Raw genomic sequence first — 19,249 nt, 5'->3', positions numbered from 1 at the left:
TATCTTTCCAGAGTTTAAGCAAAATTGAAAAATGTACAAATTATCTTTTAAAATAGCAGAAAAGGGTAAGAAGTTAAAAACTTCTTACCCTTTTCTGCTATTTTTATTCATAACGTAAAGCTTCGATTGGATCTAGTTTAGCAGCTTTTCTAGCTGGGTAAATTCCGAAGAATACACCGACAGCACTTGAGAAGAGTAAGACTAGTAAAATGGCACCTGGTGTAATCCTTGGGACAATATTTAATACTCCAGCAACACCATTGGCTAATAGAATACCTAAAATCAATCCGATGATTCCTCCTATTAAGGAAAGAATAACTGATTCCATTAGAAATTGGAAAAGAATAGTATTAGTTGTTGCTCCAAGAGCTTTACGGGTTCCAATTTCCCTAGTTCGTTCTGTAACAGAAACGAGCATGATATTCATAACACCAATTCCACCGACTAATAGTGCTATACCAGCAACAGCAGCGATAAAGTTAATAAATAGTCCTAAGACATTATTGACTTGGTCTAGTGCTTGTAAGAAGTTAGTAGCTGTATATAAGTCTTTTCCAACGGCGTCATGGCGTGTTTCTAGTAAACGAACCATTTGTTTAGAAACCGACTCAATATCGTTTTTATCTGCAACTTGAATTGTTAAACTTGTAAAATTAGTTGCTGAAGAATCTAATTTTGCCATAGTTGTAATTGGCATAGCCAAGTAAACAGGCATGCTAGAAGTATCGAAAGAGCCTTGCATTTTACTGAAAGTTCCTTTGACAACACCGATAACCTTCAAGCTGAGATTTGTTCCGCCTTGAGTGGTTAAGTTGACTGTTTCCCCTACAACATCTTTGCGTCCATTGAAGAGAGCCGCAGCGGTATCTTCACTAATTACAGTAACATTTTTACTATCTTGGTATTCGTTTTGATTAAAGAAACGACCATATACAATTGTTTTATCCATAGCTTGGTTGACATATTGTATATCGGGAGTTCCACCAAAGGCAATGGCCATTCGATTTTCATCACCTGCACTCAAGGTTCCCGTTAGATTTTTATCAGGTGAAATCCGTTCTATTTTAGGGATTCCATTTTTCAATGCTTGAATATCAGCATTTGTTAAATAGTCACCTTTTGTTGCTTTGTTATCAACACTTAATGAAATAGTTGAAGCACCTAAATCATCAAAGGTTCCTGTAATTTCACTTGTTGCTCCATTTCCGACAGCTAAGATGGCAATTACCGAAGCAATCCCAATAATAATTCCTAGCATCGTTAGAAAGGAGCGCATTTTATTGGCAAAAATGCTATCTAAAGCCATTTTAAAATTTTCTTTGATATTCATAAAAGCTCTCCTTTCTTAGACTAGTTTTTGATTTATTTGGGGCTGATCATCTTGAATTTCACCATCTCTAAAGGAGACAATTCGTTTTGTGTAGGCAGCTACTTCGGGCTCATGGGTAACCATTACGATTGTTGTTCCTTCAGCATTCAACTCTTGGAAAATACGCATAATTTCTAGAGTTGTTTTAGAATCTAAGTTTCCTGTTGGTTCGTCAGCCATTAAAACAGCTGGAGTATTTACAATCGCACGAGCAATCGCAACCCGTTGTTTTTGACCACCAGAAATTTCATTTGGACGATGCTTAACCCGGTCACTTAAGCCAACTCGATCTAAAGCTTTCAGTGCTCTTTCTTTGCGTTCTTTAGCTGGAATTCCAGCATAAACCATTGGTAATTCTACATTTTCTAAAATCGTCATACGTGGCATTAGATTAAAAGATTGGAAAACAAAGCCAATTTCTTTATTTCTAACATGAGCACTTTCATTGTCGCTTAAACCAGTTACGTTTTGGCCATTTAAAATATAGGTACCACTATCAAAGCGGTCTAATAAACCAAGAATGTTCATCATCGTCGATTTACCTGAACCACTTGGTCCCATAATAGAAGTGAATTCGCCTTCCGCAATATGCAAAGAGATTTCTTTTAGTGCAACAAGTTCTTCGCCACCGGTACGATAGATTTTAACAATATCTTTTAAATCAATCATTTTGCTCACTCCATTCTATTTTACGGTGACGGCTGTGCCATTTTTCAAACTATCTGCAGGAGAAATAATGACTTTTTGGCCTTTTTCTAAGCCTTTAATAATTTGAACTTTAGTATCGGATTGAATACCTGTTTCAATTTCAACTTTTTTAGCTTTATCATTTTTAACAATGTATACGTAAGGTTTATTTTCTTTATTATATACCAATGTTTCAATCGGCATTGTTAAGGCGTTTTCAGCAGTATTTGTTGTAATATCAGCATCAATCTCAAATCCAGCAAATAAACCTGTTGGCGGAGTATCGAAGGTAATGGTTCCACCTAACGCTGTTGTTGCTCCTGTTGCGCCAGTGGTTGTGGTTGCAACTGGATCTAGTGCACTAACTTTCCCAGTATAAGTTGTATTTCCACTAGTAAGAGTTACTGGTTGGTCAACTTTGACTAAGTTAGCATCAGATTTTGATAATAAAATAGCTACTTTTAAATTGCCTAAATCATCAATTGTGACACTTGGCTGTCCAGTTTGAGTATTTAAATCAACTTGATCTTTTTTTACATTTAAAGCTGTAATCGTTCCGTCAATTGTTGCTGTGATTGTGGTTCCATCAAGGTAACGAACAATGACATCATCTTTTACAACTTTATCGCCAACAGCAAAATTAACTTCACTAACTAAACCAGTTCCGAAGCCATTTTGTGTGGCATTGGGTTGTAAAGTTCCAGTTGTCGAAAGTGCTTCAACAATGTTTTCCTCTTTGACAGTGGTGGTTTCTACTGTCGGTGCTTTTGCTTTCTCTTTTGGTCCAAAAACACTAAATCCAATAAATCCTAAGGCAGCAAGAGCAATTAACCACCCAATTATTTTTTTCCAGTTCATATGATTCATCCTTCCTTTAACTAAATTCTACTTTCGCATTATAACATGTATCATCTTAGTACTTAAGGGACTTTAGTCTGATTTAAAGACTCTTATATAGTTAGATAATGACAGTCTGTCATGTTTCATATTATAGCTGTTTTGATAAAATGTGTCTAGTATATGTGCTTGTTTTCACAGAATAAATAGTGAGTAAGAAAACAATTTTTTTTAATAATGTTAGAAAAAGGAGTATACTAGTAAATGAGGGAATGGCAACGATGGTTTTAAAATATAGTATAGGGGAGTGCGGGCTATGAAAAAAGAAGTGTTTGCGATTGGAGATATCCATGGGCAAATTCAATTATTTGAAAAAATGCTGACTAATTGGAATCCTGAAAAACAACAATTAGTTTTAATTGGTGACTTAGGGGACCGTGGTGAAAATCCAAAAGCGTGCTTTTTATTAGGAAAAAAATTAGTTGAAGAACATGGGGCAATTTACTTAAAAGGGAATCATGAAGACTTATTGTTACGTTTTTTGGAAAATCCTGAGGAAAGATATGAAAACTATTGCTTAAATGGTGGGATGCGAACACTAGAAAGTCTACTACATCCTGGGCTAAATGGGGATTATTCTCCAACTGAAATGAGTATGATGGTCAAAAGTCATTATCCCGATTTAATTGCATTTTTAGAAAATTTACCCTTGTATTTTGAATGGGAGGACTATTTATTTGTTCATGCTGGAGTAGATTTGTCTAAGAAAGAGTGGCGAAATACGAGCGATCATGATTTTATGTGGATTCGCGAACCCTTCCATATAGCACCAAATAAAACGGGAAAAATAATTGTATTCGGCCATACGATTACACCATCTTTAAATGGGGATAATGTTACAACGGATTTGTGGATAAAAGATCACAAAATAGGGATTGATGGTGGAGCCGTTTATGGCGGTGTTTTACATGGTGTTTTATTTAGTTCAGATAAGTTAGAAGAAGATATCATTCTTGAAAATACTGGTTACGTTTGGGATGGATTAGTCTAACTATCTCTGGGTAAACTTTGACTCTCTAGGAGAGCTATACTATACTTTTAAAGTACAGTAATAAAGATAATTAAGTAAATTGAAGAAAAGAAAGAAGGAGTAAAATGGCTTTTTTAGGTTCGTTGTGTTTGATATTAGTTTTCACTAAATTTGCTGGACATTTTTGTAATCGGATTGGCGTCCCAGCGGTAATAGGAGAACTCTTAGTTGGTATTATTCTTGGTCCAGCATTATTAGGTTGGATTCAACCAGATGAATTTATTCATTATTTTTCAGAAATAGGTGTGGTCATCTTAATGTTTATTGCTGGTCTGGAAAGTGATTTGAATTTACTGAAAAAATATTGGAAACCAGCTTTATCAGTAGCTTTATTAGGTATTATTTTCCCAGCTACTTTTGGTTTTCTGACTGGGAGTTTATTTCAGTTAGGTTTTCAAAGTTCGGTTTTTTTAGGCGTTCTATTCAGTGCAACGTCAGTTAGTATTTCAGTTCAAGTGTTAAAAGATTTGAAAAAAGTTGATACAAAAGAAGGCGCAACAATTTTAGGTGCAGCAGTTGTTGATGATATTGTTGTCGTAATTTTACTAGGAATTTTAGTGAGTCTCTTCCATACAAATGGTGGAACTGATGAACCTTTAGGGGAAAGTTTAATCCGAAAAGTAATCTTTTTCATAGTTGTATTTGCACTATCTAAGTGGATAGTCCCAACCTTAATGAAGATTTCAAGCAAATTATTGATGATTGAGTCAGTAGTGACAATGGCGTTAATTATTTGTTTATCTTTCTCTTATTTCGCCGACTTGATGGGAATGGGCAGTATCATTGGTGCCTTTTTTGCAGGAATTGCGTTATCTCAAACGAAATATAAACATACAATTGAAGAGAAAATTGAACCGATCGGCTATGCAGTATTCATTCCAGTCTTTTTCGTGAGTATTGGATTGAATATGGATTTCAGCGGTATTGGCAAACAATGGCTATTTATTTTAGTATTGACGGCTATTGCTGTTTTAACTAAATTGGTTGGTGGAGCAATTGGTGCTAAAATAACTGGCTTTAATTGGAAGTCTGCTGCAGTCATTGGTGCTGGAATGGTATCACGAGGTGAAATGGCTTTGATTATTGGCAAAATAGGCTTAGAATCTAATTTGTTATCAGAAACCTATTATTCTTCCGTAATTGTTGTAGTGATAGCAACTACGGTGATTGCCCCATTCTTACTGAAATATACGATTGTTAAGCAAGATGAAAGTTTACGATTGTAAAAAAATAGGAAACGACTTGAACTTACTTATTTTGTTCAAGTCGTTTTTTAATTGAAGGAAGAAAAAATAAAAGACTAGGATAGTGAGAGATTACAAAAACCAAGTATCTGTGCTAAAATAGAGGATGTAGCTTGAATTCAGAGAGGAAGAAAACGATGGCTGAAAATAATGATGCAACAATTTTACAACTATTAAAGAAAGAATTAAAAATTTATAGTGATAAACAATTAAAAACCGTTTTAGACTTGTTAGCGGAAGGGAACACAGTCCCTTTTATTGCGCGTTATCGAAAAGAAATGACGGGAACCTTGGATGAAGTCCAAATTCGTGAGATTGAAGATCGCTATACGTATTTACAAAATTTAGAAAAACGTAAAGGCGAAGTATTACGCATTATTGAAGAGCAAGGTAAATTAACTCCTGAGTTGCAAAAATCGATTGAAACAGCGGATAAAATGCAGTTGGTGGAAGATTTATATCGTCCATACAAACAAAAACGCCGTACAAAAGCGACGATTGCTAAAGAAAAAGGGCTAGAACCGTTGGCGAAATGGTTGCTGACTTTTCCAATGAATGTTGATGTGGAAAAAGAAGCGCAAAACTATTTAGATGCTGAAAAAGAAGTTACAACAGTAGAAGAAGCTTTGGCTGGCGCTCATGAAATTTTAGCAGAAAGTATAAGTGATGAGCCTAAGTATCGGATTTGGATTAGAGAATTTACGATGCGAAATGGTATTGTGACGAGTGCAGTTAAAGATGCCGAAAAAGATGAAAAAGGCGTTTATGAAATGTACTATGAGTTTAGTGAACCTGTTGCCAAGCTAGTTTCTCATCGTATTCTAGCTCTAAATCGTGGTGAAAAAGAAGATATCTTGAAAGTGTCTGTTTTAGTGGATGAAGAAAGAATCGGTAAATACTTTGCACGAGAGCTAATCAAAAATGAAGATTCACCAGCAACACCGTATATTGTGGGAGCTTATGAAGATAGTTATAAACGTTTTATCGGCCCAGCAATTGAACGTGAAATCCGTGGCGAATTAACAGAAAAAGCAGATGAACAAGCAATCAATATCTTTGGCGAGAATTTGCGTAATCTGTTATTACAAGCCCCTTTAAAAGGGAAAATGGTCTTGGGATTAGATCCAGCTTACCGTACAGGGTGTAAGTTAGCAGTTATAGACCCAACAGGAAAAGTCACTGATATTGATGTGATTTACCCCCATAAACCTGCTGGAGCTAGTGCGCGCAGTGAAGCAGCAACGAAGTTTAAAAAAATTGTTAAAGACTTTGGGATTGAAATGATCGCGATTGGAAACGGTACAGCTAGTCGTGAATCTGAGCAATTTGTTGTGGATAATTTAAAAGAAATTGATCAAGAAGTTTATTATGTGATTGTGAACGAGGCTGGCGCCTCTGTTTATTCTGCTAGTGATTTAGCTCGTAAAGAGTTTCCTGATTTGCAGGTTGAGCAAAGAAGTGCTGTAAGTATCGCTCGTCGTTTGCAAGATCCGTTAGCTGAATTAGTTAAAATTGATCCAAAGGCAGTTGGAGTTGGTCAATATCAACATGATGTTTCACAAAAACGACTAGAAGAACGTTTAGAGTTTGTTGTGGAAACAGCGGTTAACCAAGTTGGCGTTAATGTTAATACAGCTAGTGCGCCTTTGTTGCAACATGTAGCAGGCTTAAATAAAACAACTGCAACGAATGTTGTAGCTTATCGAGATGAAAATGGTCGTTTTGAAAGTCGGGCAGCGTTGAAAAAAGTTCCTCGTCTAGGACCTAAAGCATACGAGCAAGCGGTTGGATTTATGCGAATTGTAGATGGGAAAAATATTTTAGATAATACTGGAATTCATCCAGAAACGTATAAAGAGGCAAAAGAAATTCTAGCAATGGCAGAGTTGGATTTAAAAGATGTCGGCAGTACTACGGCTAAAGAGGCTTTAGCTAAATTGAATTTCCAACAAGTTGCAGACCAAACTGGCTTAGGGAAAGAAACCGTTAAAGATATGATTGAAGCTTTATCTAGACCAGGGCGCGATTTGCGTGATGAATTACCAGCTCCATTATTGCGCAAAGATGTTTTAACAATGGAAGACCTAAAAGCCGGTATGGAATTACAAGGTACGGTTCGAAATGTCGTCGATTTTGGTGCATTTGTGGATATTGGTGTGAAGCAAGATGGTATGGTGCATATTTCTAAATTAAGCAATGGCTATGTGAAACATCCAACTGATGTCGTAGCTGTTGGAGATGTTGTAACAGTGTGGGTGGATTCAATTGATCTGAAAAAAGGTCGAATTGCCTTAACAATGTTAAATCAAGAACAAAAATAAGTTAGTAGTGGAAAAAGTTGTGAAATGTAAATTTCATGACTTTTTTTCTAAATAAAATAAAGAAAATTTGGCGATTGGGATAGGAGGTTCATTAGGTGAATGTTCGAATTGAGGAACGTCCAACATTTAAAGTAGTAGGAGTTAAAGAAGAAATTAGTTTGAAAGATGGGGAAAATTTGTGGGAAATTCCTAAGTTTTGGGAACGAGTGAATCTAGATGGAACAGCTAATAAAATCAGTGATTTAAGCCATGGCGAACTCGGTGGCTTAGTAGGGATTTGTACAAATATGAGGGACCAAAGGATGGATTATTGGATTGGGGTTGCAACAACAGAAGCGACTCCCTTAGAATTTGAAGAAGTCGTGATTGAGGCTCAGATTTGGGCAGTTTTTGAGGTTGTCGGTCCTTTGCCAACGGCGATTCAAGCAGCTTGGAAATTTGTTTTTTCAGAGTGGTTGCCACATTCAGATTATCTTCATGCAGAAGGACCAGAAGTTGAATGGTATTCAATAGGAAATCCCACTGCTGAAAACTATGTAAGTGAAATTTGGATTCCAATTATGATGAAAGAGGCTACTAATTAAGTGGTCTCTTTTTTATAATTTGAATGCAATGGTTTAAACTTAGGTTGTTTTTTTCCCTAATATTTGATACATTATGTGATAGTATTTAAAAAGAAAAAGGAATGGATGAAGCTAGATGGAGCAAAAGGTGTTACAGCAATTAGTTGAACAGATTTCATTAGAATTTTTTGATAGGCCTTTTAAACATCAAGCAACATTTAATCCACGTTTAAGGACAACAGGTGGTCGTTATCATTTAAGGAGTCATGATTTAGATTTTAATTTGCAAGTGTTAGAGACTTTTGGTATGTCGGAGTTTATCGGTGTAATTAAGCATGAACTGTGTCATTATCATTTGCACTTGGCTAATCGCGGTTACCAGCATAAGGATGCTGATTTTAAAAGACTATTAAAAAAAGTGGGTGGTAGTCGATTTGTTCAATCGCTTCGTCAACCTGATAAGAAGAAAAAATTGTGGGTATATTGCTGTCAAAATTGTCAAAAAAATGTATATCGACAACGACGTTTTGATACAAAAAAGTATGTTTGTGGTGGCTGTCAAGGTAAATTAATTTTGCTGGAAAAACGGATTGAAGTTTAAGCAAGGCTGATTCTCTAATTGACAAAAAAATAAGAAGCTACTATACTTAAGAAGTTAGTTTCTGCGGTCATGGCGGAACGGCAGACGCGCCAGCTTGAGGGGCTGGTAGGGAATCTCCCTGTGTGGGTTCAAATCCCATTGACCGCATTTGTTTTCTAGGTTGCCTCAAATTTGGGTTGAATAGCAAAACTTAAATTTTCATTGGTGCACCATTTGTTTGATTATGATTATTTTAAATCCATCGCTTAACATAGACTATTTGCCTTTTTAAATAATAAAGAATAAAAGCTTCTTATACCAATTTAGGTATAAGAAGCTTTTATTCTTTGCTTATATATAGAATCAAAATATGTAAGCAATTTGTAATTAAGCGAGAATCTTTTTAATAAGTGTAGTTGGTAAAATATATTTATCACTTACTTAGTTGTAATAGTGATAAAGACATATGTCTACCATGGGCGCATGGATAAAAAGAAAAAGGAGAAGAGAAAAATGGCAAATGAGAACATGAAAATATCTCAAAATGGAAGAAATTTAATTAAAGAATTCGAAGGTATGGTATTAACAGCTTACCAAGATTCTGTTGGTGTATGGACAATTGGTTATGGACATACAAAAGGAGTCTATCCTGGAATGCAAATTTCAGAGCAACAAGCAAATGCGTTTCTTGATGAAGACATCAAGACGCATGCTGTAGGAATTTTCAATTTTGTTACGGTTCAATTGAATCAGAATCAATTTGATGCATTGGTTAGCTTTCATTTTAATTTAGGTCCATATATTTTACAAGGCTCAACACTGTTAACTTATATTAATAATAAAAATTGGCAAGTAGCTGCGAATGAGATGATGGCTTATGTGCATGCTGGGGGTCAAGTTTTACCTGGACTCGTTCGTAGACGGAAAGCTGAATCAGAATTATTTTTAAAAGCCGATATAGCAAAAAAAGTCACTAAATATTTCTGTGGAATAAATGTCGGTGCAGACTTCAAACAGGTTCAGGCGTATCGGGTTGCAATTAATAACCAATGGAAAATTGACTATTTGGATATTTATTATTATCAAGAAGGTAGTAATTGGTTTATTGGAATCAAAAACTTGAATTTTACTGGAGATGGAGGAGTACAAGCCTACCGAATGGCATTTAATAGTGTATTTGCAATTCCTTTTGATAAAATCACCTATTACTCGTATGAGGAACAAGCTTGGGAAGTGGGATACTTCGGAGTTTCTCTAACAGAGTATCAGCATTTACGTTTAAGAATGATGGCCAAAGGACTCCAGTTACGTGAAATCCAAACTGGAAAAAACCCAGATCGATATGATGTAGTCGCAATTAATTTATCTTTCAGAGATATCCAACATTATCGCTTGCAATTTATGAGTGAATTTGCTGATATCATTGTTGGAACACGTGTAACATATAAAGAAATGTAAAATAATATTTTAGTTTCTTTTAATAGTATATTTACGAAAAAGATTTCTCATTCTTAACCAAGTTTGAGAGGTCTTTTTTTCAAATTTGATCTATAAGTTTAGCCATAAATATAAATTATAAGCAGTAGAATAGCTTAATTATATGATGGTAACGCTTGCATTTTTCGTGAAATATGGTATATTATAAGTGTAAGGAGTTAGTAAATTCCCTACAAAAAGGACAGTTAGAAGAAACCTTGAGTGAGGTGGCTGTCGAAAAAAGTGCAATGTAAAAAGCCTAAGATAGGGGTATTTGCACAAAAAAAGAAAAGGAAGTGGGAGTTTGAGTACTCTTTACAAAATGAATACGGTCTAGCAAGTTTAAACGATTCGTGTGGACATAAGAACCACGAAGTAAGTGTTTGAAACAAACTTGCTAGGCTGTATTTGTTTATATACATAAATAAATTGTTTATATTAATCGTTTCCTTTCAATCTGATGAAATTTTATATAAAAAGAAAGAATATAGGTATAAGATTTTAAGGAGAACCTTTAAAAATCATTCTGTAAAAGATAAATTTTTGAAAATAATAGAATAGGTGTTATAATGTAAGAATCAAGAAATGAGAGTGTAGGAGGAATACTGTGAAGAAATTTTTAGCAAATAATAAATATTTTATTTTAGTTCTAGTCTGTATTGTATTAGTTCGTATTTTTTGGATTACTGGGGTCCGTGTTTCAGGTGAGTCAATGGAGCCAACGTTCCATAATAATAATCGCGTATTTATTAATAAACTAAGTAAACTTGAACGATTTGATGTGGTGGTATTAGATGCTCCAGATGCAGAATCAAAAGAATACATCAAGCGAATTATCGGAATGCCTGGCGATGATGTTCGTTTTGAAGACAATCAACTCTATATTAATGATAAGCCTGTTGCAGAGCCTTTTTTAAAGGGCACGAATATTGTCACTGAAGGATTTCAACTAAAAGAAAAAGTTCCAGCAAATTCTTATTTTGTGATGGGTGACAATCGTGGGAATTCTAATGATAGCCGCTTTTTTGGTTTTGTTAGTGAAGATGAAATGCAAGGTGAAGTCTTCTTTAGATATTGGCCAGTCACGCAATTGAAAGGTTTTTAGGTCTAAATAGAGGAGGAAGTCACTGATGAAAAATGAGACTGTAAAACAAACAGTAAAAACAGGTGTATCTTTTGGCTCAGTACTTGCGATTGTTATTTCTTATGTTCACTGGCAATCTATTTTTTGGGCAATTATTCACGGTGTATTCGGTTGGTTTTATGTCATTTATTATATTTTATTTTATGGTTAAGCAAAAATAAAACTAAGGGAGAGTTAGGTTTACAAAATCTAATTCTCCCTTAGTTTTTAATTTAGTTCATTTTAGTTGGTTTTCTGATATTTTCTTTTAAAAAACCAATAAAGTGTCCCTAGTGTTACTATGAATCCTAGGAATGATCGAGTAATTAGTTCAGCTTCACCAGTGCTAGGAAGATCTGCTTGCTCTTTAGTTGCTTGTTTTTCTTTAGGAATAAAGTTGGTTTTATCAGGGATGACGTTAGCTACGTCTTGCTTTTCTTCTGGCACTGGAACTGCTGGTTTTATTTCAGGCTCAATAATAGTTATAGCTGTATCTTTTTTATACTGGTAGATAACAGTTTGTTCAGTCTCTGTAAAAATACCGCTATTGTTAGTTGGTTGCTTTAAAAGTGTATATCCAGTTACTTCTTTGGCGACAGAGTTATATTCAGTATTAAGAATCCCAGTTAGTTGCTCTTTTTCTGCAATTTCAGATTGCTTTTCATCTAAATAAAGAACCGTGACTGGAGCTCCTTGCTGTGGTTCAACAATGATTTCAGGAGCTGTTAATAATGTTGGTTCAGATTCATTTCCTGCGGCATCAATAGCAGAAACATAGTATTCTTCAGTGGCATCATATTTTGTCATACGAGTGTCTGTATAGGAAAAAGTGGTTTCACTTGCAGTACGCCAAATTTTAGCTACGATAGAAGCGGGGGTTGAAGTTATTTCAACAGCACTTCCTATGCCACGATAGAGTACATAATAACGTGCAGGATTTGTTTCAGAATCTTGCCATGTTAGAGTGGGAGCATCTGGATTGTCCATATTTTTATTCATAGAAGTTGGAGCAGAAAGAGTTCCCTGTGCCAACCATGGTTTAGCTGGGACTAAAGCAGGTAAGTTAAAGTAAGTTGTTTTCAATTGTTCAATGGAAGCATTTTTAGCTTTATGGCGCTCTTGTTGATCAGATGGAAGTGATTCTACATTAGATAATGAAATATCATTGTAACTAAATAAGGAACTCCCTAAAATATTTGGCAAAGTTTGATTAAAACGCATTTGATTAGGGATTTCTTCTGGGTTCATCCAAGCGGCGTCCCAACCACCATTGCTAACATGTTTATAATTAGCATGACCAATGTAAATTTGTGTCTTGCTGCCTTCTGAGACATCATTCCACCACTTTGTTAGTTCTCCATAAGGCGCAGCAGATTGGTCAAAGCTCCAATAGATTTGAGGAATGACATAATCTAGTGTCTCCTCTTTAATCCATTTATAAGTGTCGGCATAAATGCTGGTGGAATAAGATTGGGAAGAACCCGTTGGTGTATTTGATCCACGATCGTCATTGGCTTTATGTTCCCAAATCCCAAATGGGCTAATCCCAAATTGGACAGCTTTTTGATTTTGCTGATTATGAACATCAATTACGTGCTTAATTCCTTCAACTAAGCTAGTAATATTATCACGACGCCAATCATCAATTGAATCATAGCCCATTCCAAATTCAGCAAAAGTTGCATCATCTTCTCCTTTTTCGCCAAATAAGACATTCACACCATCAACAGTAATGCGATAAGGATAAAAATAGTCATCAAAGTGAATCGCATCGACATCATAATTTTGAACAACTTCAGCAATGGATGCGATAACGTAATCTCGGACCGCCGGGATTCCTGGATTTAGAAAAAGTTTTTCATCAAAAATTAAGACGTTTTCTGGATGTTGAACGGCATAATTTGTAGAAGCTAAGATTCCAGCATTGTGTAAGGCAGCAATTTGCTCAGGAATAGATAAGCTTAAAATTTCTTCTTTAGTTAAACCTGTTTTGGTTAAAATAGCTTGTGTCGATAATTTGGTATTTGTGACACGGTAAGGGTTAAACCAAGCATGGTACTCCATTCCTGCTTGGTGGGTTGTTTCAATCATCCAAGCTAGTGGATCATAACCAGGATTGTCTCCTTGAGTCCCGCTTAAAAATTCAGACCAAGGGTTTAATTCTGATGGATAATAAGCGTCTAAGAGCGGTCGAACTTGAAAAATCATCGCGTTCATATTCCAATCAGAAAAATCAGATAAAATTTTTGTATAATTTGCCTTAAAGTCTGTTTCGGAACTTGGTTTAGCAATATTCAAGTTATTAATTGTTGCCACCCAAGAGCTTCTGAATTGGTTTTTAGGTTGCTGATATTCAGTTGGAATTTGGATGAGTTCGCTTGATCCGCTATATAGGGGGACTGGTAGAGATTGGTTATAGCCATAAGAAACATCTGGATTTTTTATATATTTATAAAGTGGTTGATTTTCTGCTAAGACCGGACTTGGAAATAAAATAAAACATAGAAAGCCTAAGATAATTAGTTGGAAAATTTTTTTCAAAAGTATTCCTCCATTCATTTTAAGTGTGCTTTTTTTAGTTAATGATAGCGCTATTATTTTTTTGAAGCGTTTGCAGCATGCTACAAGCAATATACCATTATAGTTTTTTTATTTCCAGTGTTTTTTATAAAATGTGAAATAAAATTCAATGACGATATTGATTTATAGGGTTGTTAAAGCTTGCTATATCAACACTAAATCGTCTTTAAGTTGAACGAGAAAAAGAATTTAAATTTCTTTTTTTAAAATTATAACTTGAAATAAAATTTCTTTAAGGCTATAATTGTCTTGTGTAAGGGATTGCAAAAAAAGGAAAGGAGGAGAAAAAATGTTAGACGCTTTAACTACTGAAAAAAGAAATAAAACGACAATGAATCTTGATACGTATTCAGTTAAAGAGATTATCAATAAAATGAATCAAGAAGATGAACAGGTGGCTAAAGCGGTTAAAAGTGAATTAGATAGTATCACTGAACTTGTCGAGGCAGTTATTCAATCACAAAAAAAAGGCGGTCGTTTATTTTATATCGGCGCTGGAACGAGTGGTAGATTAGGTGTGTTAGATGCTGCTGAATGTATCCCCACATTTAATACGAAACCAGAAATGGTACAAGGAATAATTGCTGGTGGCATTAAAGCAATGACAGTGGCTGTTGAAGGTGCTGAAGATTCATTAGACTTGGCTGAAATCGACTTAAAAGAACGTGATTTAAATGAAACCGATTTCGTTTTAGGTATCGCTGCAAGTGGACGTACGCCCTATGTTATTGGCGGTTTAGACTATGCGAATAAAATTGGTGCGACTACTGGAGCACTTTCATGTAATCGAGGAGCTATTATAAGTCAACACGCTAGCTATACAATTGAAGTTCCTGTAGGACCAGAGATATTAACAGGTTCAACAAGATTGAAATCTGGAACTGCTCAAAAATTTGTGTTAAATATGATTTCGACGGCAACGATGATCAGACTTGGGAAAGTCTATCAAAATTTAATGGTTGATGTTCAACCTACGAATGAGAAATTAGTCGAACGCTCAAAGAAAATTATTATGGAAGCAACGGATTGTACTTACGAAGAGGCAGATTTTTATTTTAATGACTCGAATAAGCAACCTAAATTAGCGATTGTTCGATTGTTATCAGGTTTGGATAAAGAGCAAGCTCAGCAGTTATTAATCAAGAATGCTGGTTTTGTTGGAAAAGCAATTGAAGCTAGTAAAAAATAATAGTTAAACTAACTAAAATGGAGGTAATAGAATGAAAGTTGTAATGGTTTGTTCAGGTGGAATGTCAAGTGCAATTGTGGTGAAAGCCATTTTGAAAGAAGCAGAGAAACAAAATTTTGATTTAGACATGATTGCAGTCGGATCTGGTGAAATTGAGGATATATTAAAAACAGGTGGCTATGAATTACTTTTAGTTGCTCCCCAAGTAAAACATCAATACGCTACTTTTGAAGGCTATGCAAATAATGCGGGCGTTCCAATTGATAAAGTTGAACCTATGGGCTACACACCAATTGGTGCGCCAAAAACATTGCTACAAATCAAAAAATACAGCAAATAATAACTGGTTGTTTAATAGCCTCAGACAAGTTAGTCCTCAGTTTATTTAATGAGAACGCTTAACAAAATGATTGAGGAAATTAGGGTAGAGTCAAACAATATAAGTAAAAAGGAGAAATAAAAAATGACAAATTTTTTAAATTGGATTGAAACTAAGTTTATGCCGCCTATGGCTAAATTAGCTGAACAAAAGCATTTAAAAGCAATCCGTGATGGAGTTATCTCAACGCTCTCATTAATTCTAGTTGGAAGTTTCTTTTTAATTATCGCTAATCCTCCAATTCCATCATGGGCAGAAGCTATTGCACCGTATACAGCTAATATTGTGATTCCGTTCCGTATCACGATGGGGCTAATGAGTATTTATGCCGCTTATGGAATGGGTTATAGTTTGGCTAAATCGTATAAATTAGATGGCGTAACTGGTGGGGTTTTATCACTAGCGACATTTCTAATGTTAACGGTTCCGGTCAATGTTGATGCTCTATTACCTGAAGGTCAAGGCATTGGTTGGGTTTTACCAATGAACAACCTTGGTGGAGCAGGTATGTTTTCAGCTATTTTAGCTATGATCTTTGCCGTTGAATCATTGCGATTCTTTAAAAGTAGAAACTTAATGATTAAGATGCCTGAACAAGTACCTAGTTCAGTTGCTCGCAGTTTTGAAGCATTAATTCCAGGCGCATTTGTGATTACTGTTGTTTGGATTATTCGTGTGTTACTTGATTTTGATTTAAATCAATTTATCCTGTCAATTTTCTCACCAATTAATGATATTTTAGGGAATAATTTACTTGGCGTTTTAGTACCAGTTCTGTTTATTACACTATTATGGGCAGCTGGTGTTCATGGTATGAGTGTTATCGGATCAATCGCACGTCCAATGTGGTTAGTTATGTTAGATGCTAACGGACAAGCTTTAGCAGATGGTACTGCACCTAATGCATTGCCATACATCGCTCCAGAACAATTTTATCAATGGTTGGTTTGGGTTGGTGGAGCTGGTTCAACATTAGCGTTATGTATTATTTTACTATTTTGTAAATCTGTTTATTTAAAACAAGTTGGACGTTTTTCAATTGTTCCATCTATCTTCAATATTAACGAACCTCTGATTTTTGGGGTACCATTAGTAATGAACCCAATTTTAGCGATTCCTTTTGTAATTGCACCTGTGGTCACAACGACTCTTAGTTATTTTGCAGTTAAACTAGGTGTGATTAATGGCTTTGTTAGTAACGTGCCTTGGACATTGCCAGCACCAATTGGAGCCTTTTTATCGGCTAGTAATGATTGGAAGGCAGCAATTTTAGTTTTAATCAATATTGCTATTGCTGGATTAATCTATTATCCATTTGTTAAAGTGTATGATAAAAAATTACTTGAAGAAGAATTGAATCAAGTTAGTGAAGAACAAGCAATTTTATAAGATTTAATAGTAGTAAGTGGTAAGGAAGAATGGCTTACAGGCCATCTTCCTTGTCATCATTTAAAATAGGGAAGGATCAGTGAGGATATGTTGCAAATTATTGGGTTGATTGTTTTTTTCATTGTTTTGGTTTTATCAGGGGTATCTTTTGTCCATTTACTACGCAAAAAAGGTATTTTTATTAATCGCTGGTATTTTGGATTTGGAGCGTTTTTGATTATTTTGATTCCTAGTTTCTTTTTTCAACAAGTATACTCGGTGATTTCAATTGTTTTTTATTTGATTTCATCTATTTTAGCCATTATGTTTTTTGAAACCACACGATTGAAATTAGAGAACAACGAGTTTAGAGGTGTAGTTAGAAGTGAGCAATACCCAAGTAAGAAGGATTGAAAAAATGAACTATATGATTGGTATTGATAGTGGTGGTACAAAGACGGAAGCTATTGCATATGATTTAAACGGTAGTGAATTAGCACGCTGTCAAACGGGTTTTGGAAATTTATTAATTGATAAAAAAAGAGGTTTAGCAAATCTTGAAGAAGCAATGAAAATATTATTCGATAAATTAGATGAAAAATATTGTCAAATAGTCGTTGTGGGTTTAGCCGGTTTAGATGGTGGGAACTTTAAAGCAGAATTAGCTACTTATTTTAGTCATTATCAACCAGATATTGTTTTTATAAATGATGCATGGTTATCTTATTATGCCTTAGTCAAAGAAAAAGACGGTTGTCTCGTTATTTCGGGTACGGGCTCCATTTGTATAGGTCAAAAAGGGCAAGAAACTGCTCGTGTAGGTGGTTGGGGAAATCTTTTAGGTGATGAAGGATCAGGTTATTGGATTGCTAAAAAAATGATTCAGCAGCTTCTTAAAGAAGAGGACCGTAGTGAAGGCTACTCTTCTTTATCAAAAAAATTAATGTCTGCTTTAGAGGCGAAAAATATTTTTGATGTAGTGAGTTATACTTACACTCATGAAAAAGACCAAATTGCCCAATTAGCAACATTGGTTGCTGAAAGTGCGATAGCTGAAGATCCATGGGCAATTGAATTGCTGGAAGCGGCTGGTAGGGAATTAGCTAACCAAATAAAGTTACTTATTGCCAAATTAGGTTTTACTCAGCAAGTCACCATTGGTCTATCAGGTAGTGTATTAGAAAAGAATCCAATTGTATATCAAAGCTTTTCAGAAGTATTAGCCCAACTACCAATAGAAATTTGTTTGATAACAGAAGCAAAATCGAATGCTAGTGGCGGATATTATTATTACAAAAATAAAGTTGTCGGAAATGAGGAATAATAAAGTGAGAAGATTAGGTATTTCAGTTTATCCAAATCACAGTGAATTAAATGAAATTAAAGAATACATCGTGTTGGCTGCAAAATATAATTTTAAGCGAATTTTCACGTGCTTATTGTCAGTGGAAGAAGGCAAAGAAAAAATAGTTGCTGAATTTACAGAGATCATTGAATTTGCTAAAGAAAATGGGATGGAAGTTATTGCGGATGTTAGCCCAAAGGTCTTTGGTGAGTTAGTAATCAGTTACAAAGATTTATCTTTCTTTAAAGAAATTGGAGCGGATGGGATTCGTTTAGATATGGGATTTACAGGCAATGAAGAATCCATCATGACTTTTAATCCCCAAGATTTAAAAATTGAACTAAACATCAGCAGTGGTACGAAGTATTTAGAAAATATTTTAAGTTATCAAGCAAATGTGGATAACTTATTAGGTTGCCATAACTTTTATCCGCATCGGTACACAGGTTTGAGTTATGCGCATTTTATTGAAACAACTAAACAATATAAAGATAAAGGCTTAACAACTGCTGCTTTTATCAGTTCTCCGACAGCTAAAGTAGGTCCTTGGCCAGTTAGTGAAGGATTATGTACGTTAGAAATGCATCGCGAGCTACCGATTGTCGTTCAAGCGAAACATTTATGGGCGACTGAATTGATTGATGATGTGATTATTGCAAATTCTTTTGCTTCTGAAGCAGAATTAAAAGCTTTAAGTGAAATTGATGCGTATCAGTTAACGTTAAACTGTGAACTAGTTCCATCTATTCCAGAAACAGAAAAGAAAATTGTTTTGGAAGAATTTCACTTTAATCGTGGAGATGTATCTGATTATGTGATTCGTTCGACTCAAAGCCGAGTGAAATATAAAGGGCACGAATTTCCACCTTTCCATACGCCAAATATGAAACGCGGAGCTATTATTGTTGAAACCTCTCTATATGCTCACTATGCAGGCGAGTTACAGTTGGCTCTATTAGAAATGGAAAATTCAGGTAAAACCAATGTTGTCGGATATGTAGTAGAAGAAGAGCAGATGCTTTTAGATTATATTAAACCATGGCAAAAATTTAAATTTAAAGAAGTAAACTAATTAAATTGGATTGAAGAGGTGCTAGA

The 19,249-nt window shown here is 35.0% G+C and carries 18 protein-coding genes and 1 tRNA gene; 15 read left to right on the top strand and 4 right to left on the bottom strand.

The features are described 5' to 3' along the window. Window positions 1-103: 103 nt before the first annotated feature. Genes MHI00_RS13785 through MHI00_RS13775 form a run of 3 tightly spaced genes read right to left on the bottom strand, consistent with a single transcriptional unit; the run spans window position 104 to window position 2,914 of the window. Complete coding sequence (locus tag MHI00_RS13785) at window positions 104-1,330, bottom strand: ABC transporter permease (protein WP_010049788.1); 1,227 nt, start codon at window positions 1,328-1,330, stop codon at window positions 104-106. 15 nt (window positions 1,331-1,345) lie between these two features. Continuing rightward, window positions 1,346-2,038 (bottom strand): ABC transporter ATP-binding protein, encoded by a 693-nt coding sequence (locus tag MHI00_RS13780; protein WP_010049790.1) that lies wholly within the window; start codon window positions 2,036-2,038, stop codon window positions 1,346-1,348. 15 nt (window positions 2,039-2,053) lie between these two features. Next, complete coding sequence (locus tag MHI00_RS13775) at window positions 2,054-2,914, bottom strand: efflux RND transporter periplasmic adaptor subunit (protein WP_341114333.1); 861 nt, start codon at window positions 2,912-2,914, stop codon at window positions 2,054-2,056. Between the two features lie 295 nt (window positions 2,915-3,209). Here MHI00_RS13775 and MHI00_RS13770 point away from each other — a divergent pair, with 295 nt between their 5' ends. The 9 genes from MHI00_RS13770 (at window position 3,210) to MHI00_RS13730 (ending at window position 11,462) form a co-directional block, all read left to right on the top strand. Continuing rightward, entirely contained in the window at window positions 3,210-3,944 is a 735-nt protein-coding gene (locus MHI00_RS13770; RefSeq protein WP_010049796.1) for a metallophosphoesterase, read from the top strand. Between the two features lie 104 nt (window positions 3,945-4,048). Further along, window positions 4,049-5,209, top strand: a complete 1,161-nt coding sequence (locus MHI00_RS13765) for a cation:proton antiporter (RefSeq protein WP_010049799.1) — start codon at window positions 4,049-4,051, stop codon at window positions 5,207-5,209. A 155-nt stretch (window positions 5,210-5,364) separates the two neighbouring features. Further along, window positions 5,365-7,548, top strand: a complete 2,184-nt coding sequence (locus tag MHI00_RS13760; RefSeq protein WP_010049800.1) for a Tex family protein — start codon at window positions 5,365-5,367, stop codon at window positions 7,546-7,548. 95 nt (window positions 7,549-7,643) lie between these two features. After that, window positions 7,644-8,132: a GyrI-like domain-containing protein gene (locus MHI00_RS13755; RefSeq protein WP_341114328.1), complete on the top strand. Its 489-nt coding sequence runs from the start codon at window positions 7,644-7,646 to the stop codon at window positions 8,130-8,132. Window positions 8,133-8,247: 115 nt separating this feature from the next. Further along, window positions 8,248-8,712: a SprT family protein gene (locus MHI00_RS13750; RefSeq protein WP_010049803.1), complete on the top strand. Its 465-nt coding sequence runs from the start codon at window positions 8,248-8,250 to the stop codon at window positions 8,710-8,712. A gap of 63 nt (window positions 8,713-8,775) precedes the next feature. After that, window positions 8,776-8,859: transfer RNA gene (locus MHI00_RS13745), tRNA-Leu, on the top strand. 345 nt (window positions 8,860-9,204) lie between these two features. Beyond that, on the top strand, window positions 9,205-10,149 hold the full coding sequence (locus MHI00_RS13740; protein WP_317912829.1) for a lysozyme: 945 nt from the start codon (window positions 9,205-9,207) through the stop codon (window positions 10,147-10,149). Between the two features lie 625 nt (window positions 10,150-10,774). Beyond that, on the top strand, window positions 10,775-11,272 hold the full coding sequence (lepB, locus tag MHI00_RS13735) for a signal peptidase I (protein ID WP_015075556.1): 498 nt from the start codon (window positions 10,775-10,777) through the stop codon (window positions 11,270-11,272). Between the two features lie 25 nt (window positions 11,273-11,297). After that, a complete protein-coding gene (locus tag MHI00_RS13730) occupies window positions 11,298-11,462 on the top strand; it encodes a hypothetical protein (protein WP_010049889.1) in 165 nt (54 codons plus the stop codon). A 71-nt stretch (window positions 11,463-11,533) separates the two neighbouring features. Here the strand turns inward: MHI00_RS13730 and MHI00_RS13725 are convergent, their stop codons facing one another. Further along, on the bottom strand, window positions 11,534-13,831 hold the full coding sequence (locus MHI00_RS13725; protein ID WP_341114324.1) for a family 10 glycosylhydrolase: 2,298 nt from the start codon (window positions 13,829-13,831) through the stop codon (window positions 11,534-11,536). A 328-nt stretch (window positions 13,832-14,159) separates the two neighbouring features. Here MHI00_RS13725 and murQ point away from each other — a divergent pair, with 328 nt between their 5' ends. The 6 genes from murQ (at window position 14,160) to MHI00_RS13695 (ending at window position 19,223) form a co-directional block, all read left to right on the top strand. Next, window positions 14,160-15,059 (top strand): N-acetylmuramic acid 6-phosphate etherase, encoded by a 900-nt coding sequence (gene murQ / locus MHI00_RS13720; protein ID WP_010049893.1) that lies wholly within the window; start codon window positions 14,160-14,162, stop codon window positions 15,057-15,059. 31 nt (window positions 15,060-15,090) lie between these two features. Then, complete coding sequence (locus tag MHI00_RS13715; RefSeq protein ID WP_010049895.1) at window positions 15,091-15,399, top strand: PTS sugar transporter subunit IIB; 309 nt, start codon at window positions 15,091-15,093, stop codon at window positions 15,397-15,399. Between the two features lie 123 nt (window positions 15,400-15,522). Then, window positions 15,523-16,827, top strand: a complete 1,305-nt coding sequence (locus MHI00_RS13710) for a PTS sugar transporter subunit IIC (protein ID WP_056999864.1) — start codon at window positions 15,523-15,525, stop codon at window positions 16,825-16,827. A gap of 87 nt (window positions 16,828-16,914) precedes the next feature. After that, window positions 16,915-17,220, top strand: coding sequence for a hypothetical protein (locus MHI00_RS13705; protein ID WP_010049899.1), 306 nt, complete (start codon window positions 16,915-16,917; stop codon window positions 17,218-17,220). Window positions 17,221-17,224: 4 nt separating this feature from the next. Next, the gene (locus MHI00_RS13700; RefSeq protein ID WP_187958776.1) at window positions 17,225-18,130 is read left to right on the top strand and encodes an N-acetylglucosamine kinase; all 906 of its coding nucleotides are present in this window, start codon (window positions 17,225-17,227) and stop codon (window positions 18,128-18,130) included. A 4-nt stretch (window positions 18,131-18,134) separates the two neighbouring features. Further along, entirely contained in the window at window positions 18,135-19,223 is a 1,089-nt protein-coding gene (locus MHI00_RS13695) for a DUF871 domain-containing protein (RefSeq protein ID WP_341114315.1), read from the top strand. Window positions 19,224-19,249 lie beyond the last annotated feature (26 nt).

Origin of the sequence: Carnobacterium sp. FSL E2-0243, from assembly GCF_038003605.1 — a bacterium.
Lineage (GTDB): Bacteria > Bacillota > Bacilli > Lactobacillales > Carnobacteriaceae > Carnobacterium > Carnobacterium maltaromaticum.
This window is presented reverse-complemented; position numbering and strand designations above follow the sequence as displayed.